Origin of the sequence: Nitrosomonas supralitoralis (assembly GCF_003011925.2) — a bacterium.
Lineage (GTDB): Bacteria > Pseudomonadota > Gammaproteobacteria > Burkholderiales > Nitrosomonadaceae > Nitrosomonas > Nitrosomonas supralitoralis.
Genome location: NZ_PXXU01000012.1, coordinates 67,404 through 73,957, shown reverse-complemented (window position 1 = coordinate 73,957; position 6,554 = coordinate 67,404). Strand labels below are relative to the sequence as shown.

General features: G+C 44.0%; 8 protein-coding genes. All 8 read left to right on the top strand.

The features are described from left to right. The coding region (locus C7H79_RS18545; RefSeq protein WP_206781767.1) for a hypothetical protein at window positions 1–273 on the top strand (273 nt) is incomplete at its 5' end. Window positions 274–364: 91 nt separating this feature from the next. Next, entirely contained in the window at window positions 365–1,732 is a 1,368-nt protein-coding gene (locus C7H79_RS05925) for a hypothetical protein (protein ID WP_242447164.1), read from the top strand. A 39-nt stretch (window positions 1,733–1,771) separates the two neighbouring features. After that, a complete protein-coding gene (locus tag C7H79_RS05920) occupies window positions 1,772–2,719 on the top strand; it encodes an urease accessory protein UreD (RefSeq protein WP_106706368.1) in 948 nt (315 codons plus the stop codon). Window positions 2,720–2,815: 96 nt separating this feature from the next. After that, the gene (locus C7H79_RS05915) at window positions 2,816–3,118 is read left to right on the top strand and encodes an urease subunit gamma (protein WP_106706367.1); all 303 of its coding nucleotides are present in this window, start codon (window positions 2,816–2,818) and stop codon (window positions 3,116–3,118) included. A gap of 34 nt (window positions 3,119–3,152) precedes the next feature. Continuing rightward, entirely contained in the window at window positions 3,153–3,461 is a 309-nt protein-coding gene (locus tag C7H79_RS05910) for an urease subunit beta (RefSeq protein ID WP_106706374.1), read from the top strand. Between the two features lie 33 nt (window positions 3,462–3,494). Continuing rightward, window positions 3,495–5,201, top strand: coding sequence for an urease subunit alpha (gene ureC / locus C7H79_RS05905; protein WP_106706366.1), 1,707 nt, complete (start codon window positions 3,495–3,497; stop codon window positions 5,199–5,201). Window positions 5,202–5,330: 129 nt separating this feature from the next. Further along, a complete protein-coding gene (gene ureE / locus C7H79_RS05900) occupies window positions 5,331–5,855 on the top strand; it encodes an urease accessory protein UreE (RefSeq protein ID WP_106706373.1) in 525 nt (174 codons plus the stop codon). 9 nt (window positions 5,856–5,864) lie between these two features. Continuing rightward, window positions 5,865–6,545: an urease accessory protein UreF gene (locus C7H79_RS05895; protein ID WP_242447163.1), complete on the top strand. Its 681-nt coding sequence runs from the start codon at window positions 5,865–5,867 to the stop codon at window positions 6,543–6,545. Window positions 6,546–6,554: the final 9 nt, after the last annotated feature.

Sequence of the window (6,554 nt, the reverse complement as noted above, 5' to 3'; positions counted from 1 at the left end):
AGTTCATCACTTTATAACGAGATTTTTCGATCTTATGACGGCGACTTTCGTTGTGTTTATAAGGTATTGGCTTCTCTGCAGGTGAAATCCTGCAGAATTATGCCAGATGTGCCATCTTTTTACCGACAGTTCGATTTATTCAACAACGCGGGAAATCTGGGATTATGCAGAGATCTTTCTAAGTGGAAGCTCCTCGTTAGTTGGTGGTTGCTCGAAAAATCATACGAAATACATGGAAAGTATGAACAAATACGATTATCAAAAATTCTGTGAGAGAATCGAACCGCCTGTTATTTGTATTAGCGCAATATCGACAGGCTAACCAGCCAATTGGGTAAGTCCATATTAGGAGACGGGCGACATCATGTATAAAAGCAATGACAACTTTCAAATGAAAATTAAGAATACAAATTTGGAGTCATTTATCACTCTTGATCAGCTTGGTTTCTATACCGGTAACAAAAGAACGGTCAATTATATAGGGATGCATTTATTCCTGTTGCTCATGCTTATAAGTGCTCTTGTTTTATTTGCATCGAATGCACATTCGATGGCGGGTGCAGTCGCACCCATTAAAAAGATGCTCAAGGTGCAAACTGATGAATACAGATGGATCAGTTTAGGTGCAGGTTATCGCGGAACAGGATTGTGGACCGAAAATGCAAATTCTGGAAATCTGAACAATGGCATCTACAGCAACGACAATGCGCGTCTTTATCTCAATGGGCAATTTAATCAGTATCTTAAATTCGAAGTCAATACCGAATGTTTTTTCTGTAACAATACCTCTTCAGGGGATAATCCAAGGATGTCTTACAACATTCTCGATGCGATTGTCAAATTAGAGTACAACCGCTATTTTAATATCTGGGGAGGGCGTATGCTGGCGCCCACGGAGCGGGGAGAATTAAGTGGCCCTTTCTTTCAGGCTACCCATGATGCATTCAAAACACCTTTCTTTTCTCAAGATTTCAGTACTAAATTTGGTGATGGTGGCGCAGGCCGTTATGGTCGTGATGACGGCGTAACTTTCTGGGGTAATGCAGAGCCAGGTATTATTCCTGGAACACTGGGATATGCAATGGGAGTTTTTCGTGGCCTGGACTCATCGCCTGCAGCGGGACCCAATCCAAACGGTACTATTCTGACAGCCGCACGTATTACTTATAATTTTCTGAATCCGGAAAAAAATCCCGGCTATTACACTTCCAGTACCTATTATGGTAAGGCCGGTGATATTTTAGCCTTGGCGTTTGGTATGTCTTACCAAAAGAATGGTGCCGGGTCATTCGCCCATCGCAGTGATTTTCTCGGCTTTACAGGGGATTTGCTATTTGAGAAAGTATTGCCTAGAAATATGGGCGTGACTACTTTGAACGCTGAATATAAGCAATTTTATGCTGACTATTCGACTGCCGCATTTTCTGATCGTGATTGCTTCTGCATGTTTGATGGCAAGTCGTGGACAGTAACCGGTCTTTATATGTTGCCAACTAAAATTGGCATCGGACACTTTCAACCCTACGGCAGATTTACCAGCATTCAACCCAACAATAGCAGCAATCGAGAAGAAATTGAAACGGGTGTGAATTACATTATCGATGGCTTTAATGCGCGTATTTCAGCGTATTATCAACATGGCGATCTGTTGATGAAAGGATTGAATTACGCACCCGGTGTCTCAGGACCCGCACTTGATGTTTTTAAAATCTCTTTCCAACTACAGATTTAGAAATTTCCTGGAATCGTTGCTTCATTCATATAAAAAACCATGCTGCTATCCACTCACCCAGAAGAATCAGCAATCAAACAACGGAGTTCTACTATTCTGAATGATCCTCAGCAGCCAAGTAATGCCGTTTTATCCGATCCCATTGTAAATTCTGATCACAAACCACTTCAAGCCAGGTTATCACTCAAGTTTGCGGAAATTGATGGAACCACGCGTCTAGTGGAGCGGGAACACTTCGGTCCTTTACTGGTACAGAAACCTTTTTATCCAGAAGACCGTAAAATCTGTCATGTGGTAATTATTCATCCACCGGGTGGTGTTGTGGGCGGCGATCAATTAGCTATTACAGCCCAGGTAGGTGCATCTGCAAATGCGCAAATTACCACACCCGGCGCTGCCAAATGGTACAAAGCGAACGGTCATACATCACAGCAAAAAATCAGGATCAACGTAAGCAAAGGCGGTGCTCTCGAATGGGTGCCCCAGGAAACTATTTTTTACAACAATGCAAACGTAGAAATCGATCATCAAGTAACCCTGGAAGAAGATGCACTTTATGTGGGTTGTGAAATATTATGTTTTGGCCGCACTGCATTTGGTGAAACATTCAATAGTGGACAAATCAAGCAACGCACCCGTATTCTACGAAATGGAAAAATGATCTGGCTTGAGCAAATACGTCTTCAGGGTGAGAGTTCCGCTATGAGCGGTGCTTTAACATTATCTGGGAAGACAGTCTGTGCCACGCTCATTTTGACTGGAAAAACGATCCCTCAACCTTTAATAGATTTGGCCCGAGAAGAAGCCGCTAAAATCACAAAAGATGTTGGTCAGATTGGCATATCTCAACTTAAATCGATAGTCGCAGTTCGTTATTTAGGAAATTCAAGTGAGGTAGCACGGCACGTCATGCTGCGGGTATGGGGTTTGTTTCGTCCAGAAATGCTTGGGCGTGCTGAAATTGTTCCGCGTATGTGGAACACTTGATGAATGACATCGTTGACTTAAGGTGATTTTCTAGAAGAATCAGACGCTGCAGTAACTTAGAAAAATTGAAATGTTATTTTACCGAGGAGAAAAACTATGGACTTAACGCCTAGAGAAAAAGACAAGTTACAGATATTCACTGCCGGATTAATTGCTGAACGACGTAAGGCGCGTGGCTTGAGGCTCAATTATCCAGAAGCGGTTGCATTGATCACCTGCGCAGTATTGGAAGGTGCCAGAGATGGACGGACGGTTGCGGAGATGATGACAGCCGGTCAGAAAATACTGACTCGTGCTGATGTCATGGAAGGTGTTCCCGAAATGATTCCGGATATTCAGGTTGAAGCAACTTTTCCAGACGGGACTAAACTGGTGACTGTGCATAATCCGATAGTTTAATCATTAAAAACAGGAGATCGTCATGAGAGTACCAATGATTCCAGGCGAAGTGTTTACTGAATCGCGTGAGATTGAAATAAATGCCGGCAGAAATACTAAAAAACTAACCGTCTCCAATGGCGGAGATCGTCCCATACAAATAGGTTCCCATTTTCATTTTTTTGAAGTTAATTCTGCCATGAAATTTGACCGGGATGCTGCCTATGGTATGCGTCTGAATATTATGGCTGGAACAGCTATCCGCTTCGAACCCGGGCAAGAGAGAACCGTTGAGCTCGTTGAGCTTGCGGGAGACCGGATCGTTTATGGATTTAACCAAAAAGTAATGGGCAAACTCAAATAGTTTGTATCGCAATAATTTTACAGGAGTAGAAAAATGAGCGTAAAAATTTCCCGTAAAACCTACGTTGAAATGATGGGTCCAACGACGGGTGATCGCGTCCGTTTAGCCGATACAGAACTTTTTATAGAAATTGAAAAAGACTTTACCACCTACGGCGAAGAAGTTAAATTTGGTGGTGGCAAAGTAATTCGGGATGGCATGGGCCAGTCACAACTTAATCATGCTGATGTCATGGATACTGTTATTACCAATGCCATTATCATTGATCATTGGGGTATTGTTAAAGCGGATATTGGTATCAAGAACGGCAAAATCGCGGGAATCGGCAAAGCAGGAAACCCGGATATCCAACCTAACGTGACCATTGCTATCGGGGCAGCTACTGAGATTATCGCTGGCGAAGGGCAAATTGTTACGGCTGGTGCACTTGATGTTCACATACACTTCATTTGTCCGCAACAAGCCGAAGATGCAATGATGAACGGAATAACCACCATGCTGGGTGGCGGCACAGGCCCCGCAGTCGGTACGGCAGCAACTACTTGTACGCCAGGACCCTGGCATATTCATTCAATGTTACAAGCCTCAGATGGCTTAGTAATGAATACAGGGTTTTTTGGTAAGGGTAATGTCAGTCTGCCAACACCTTTAGAAGAGCAAGTTCTTGCCGGCGCCTGCGGTTTGAAGCTGCATGAGGACTGGGGAACGACTTATGCCGCCATTGATAATTGTTTGAATGTTGCGGACAAGTATGATGTACAGGTGGCTATTCATACCGACACCATCAATGAAGGTGGCTATTTGGAAAACACCATTGCTGCCATGAAAGATCGAACCATTCATACCTTTCACACAGAAGGTGCGGGGGGTGGTCATGCACCGGATATCATCGCAGTGGTAGGACAGGAAAATGTTCTGCCTTCGTCGACTAACCCTACCCGGCCCTATACCGTCAACACGCTCGATGAGCATTTGGACATGCTCATGGTATGCCACCATTTACACGCAAATATCCCCGAAGATGTTGCCTTTGCAGAATCACGCATCCGGAAAGAAACAATTGCCGCTGAAGATATTCTGCATGATATGGGTGCTATCTCTATGATGTCTTCAGATTCTCAGGCAATGGGGCGTATTGGTGAAGTTGTATTGCGCACCTGGCAAACCGCGCACAAAATGAAGATACAGCGCGGCACTTTGCAAGAAGACACCTCAAGGAATGACAATTTTCGCGTAAAACGATATATTGCCAAATACACAATTAATCCAGCTATTACTCATGGTGTTGCGCATGCGATTGGATCCATAGAGAATGGAAAATACGCGGATCTGGTGCTGTGGAGACCAGCGTTCTTTGGCGTAAAACCCTCCATGATCTTAAAAGGTGGAATGATCGCTGCAGCATTAATGGGTGATCCCAATGCATCAATTCCAACGCCTCAACCCATGCATTATCGTTATATGTTTGGTGGCTATGGTGGTGGGATCAAAACGTCATGTTTCACTTTTGCTTCGCAGGCAGCGTTAAATGCCGGTTTAGTTGATCAATTAAAACTAGATAAAAATTTAATTGGTGTCAAAGATACTCGCAACTTACGTAAGAAAGACATGATTCACAATGATGCCACACCTAAGATGGAAGTTGATCCGGAAACCTATGAAGTACGTGCTGATGGGAAATTATTGACTTGTGGTGCTGAAGACGTGCTGCCAATGGCACAACGCTATTTCCTGTTCTAGAAGCATTTTTGCTATGCTTTTGTAACAAGTGCCCTATGAGTGAATAGTTTTTTAAACCTTTGGGCAGCTATCCCAGCATTTATTGCAGTGATGGCTGCTACAAAAACAATAACTGATCGTAATAATAAAATGCTTACGCTGAATACTAAAATAGATCATGCAGACGCAGTGTTTGCACAACTGGTTTTGCCTTACGAAATGCGCGAGAACAGCCGACTCAGGACGACGCTTGCATCGGGTGAGGAAGTGGCAATTTTTACTGTGCGAGGCACAATACTTCGCAATAATGACTTGCTGAGGAGCGATGACGGACGTGTAGTAGAGATCATTGCCGCTCATGAACCCACTTATCGAATTACTTGCAAGACACCTTATGATTTATTGCGTTGCGCCTTTCATCTAGGAAATCGGCATACGCAAACTCAGGTTGGCGAAGCTTTTTTGCGGATTCATCAAGATACTGTTTTGAAACAAATGCTGGAAGGATTGGGCGCTTCTGTCATAGAAGAAGATGAACAATTTGAACCGGAATCGGGTGCTTATGGGGGAGGAGGGCACCATCACCATGGTGATGGTCATTATCATGCGCATGGTCCGCTTGCGCCCATACCAGCACGTCAAAAGATTCACAGACCTTCCGATCCGCAGTCTTAGGATTCATTCATGATGCAATCCACTTTATTGCTTCGTTTACTGCAACTAGCAAGCCCATCGCTGCCGATTGGCGCATACACATACTCGCAAGGCCTTGAGTCAGCTATCGAGAAGGGCGCTGTGCATGATGAAAGTTCTGCACATGCATGGATTTCAGAATCATTAAATATTATTGCAGACTTTGAAGCACCGATTGCATGGCGTTTGCTTAAAGCATTTGCCGAACGCGATATGGCAATTGTTAGTTACTGGACCGAGTGCTTTATTGCGGCACGTGATACCACTGAGTTTCGTGCGGAAACTATCCAGATGGGATATTCTTTAGGAAAACTCATCATGGATCTTAAGATTGCAGATGATTCCCTGCGTGCGATTTTAGCAAATCAAGCAGAAATACCTTTACCTACCGCGTTTGCATGTGCTGCGGAAGCACTTGGGGTGCCCCATGAAGCGGCACTGCTTGGAATGCTATTCTCAATAGTTGAAAATCAAGTGCTTGTTTGCGTTAAATCAGTGCCACTGGGCCAGGTTGCCGGGCAAAGTCTGCTCTTATCGTTGCATGCAACAATCGAAGAGGTATCGTTACGTGCGCAGCAGCTCAATGATGACGAACTATCGAATTGGGCGCCAGGATTGTCATTACTGTCAATGCAGCACGAAACACAATATAGCAGAATTTATCGGTCATAATTTTTGAGG

Excerpts from the sequence above, each read along its gene's own strand:
- C7H79_RS05910 (WP_106706374.1), top strand. The coding sequence starts at position 3,153 with ATGATTCCAGGCGAAGTGTTTACTGAATCGCGTGAGATTGAAATAAAT.
- ureC (WP_106706366.1), top strand. The coding sequence starts at position 3,495 with ATGAGCGTAAAAATTTCCCGTAAAACCTACGTTGAAATGATGGGTCCA.
- C7H79_RS05895 (WP_242447163.1), top strand. The coding sequence starts at position 5,865 with ATGATGCAATCCACTTTATTGCTTCGTTTACTGCAACTAGCAAGCCCA.
- ureE (WP_106706373.1), top strand. The coding sequence starts at position 5,331 with ATGCTTACGCTGAATACTAAAATAGATCATGCAGACGCAGTGTTTGCA.
- C7H79_RS05925 (WP_242447164.1), top strand. The coding sequence starts at position 365 with ATGTATAAAAGCAATGACAACTTTCAAATGAAAATTAAGAATACAAAT.
- C7H79_RS05920 (WP_106706368.1), top strand. The coding sequence starts at position 1,772 with ATGCTGCTATCCACTCACCCAGAAGAATCAGCAATCAAACAACGGAGT.
- C7H79_RS05915 (WP_106706367.1), top strand. The coding sequence starts at position 2,816 with ATGGACTTAACGCCTAGAGAAAAAGACAAGTTACAGATATTCACTGCC.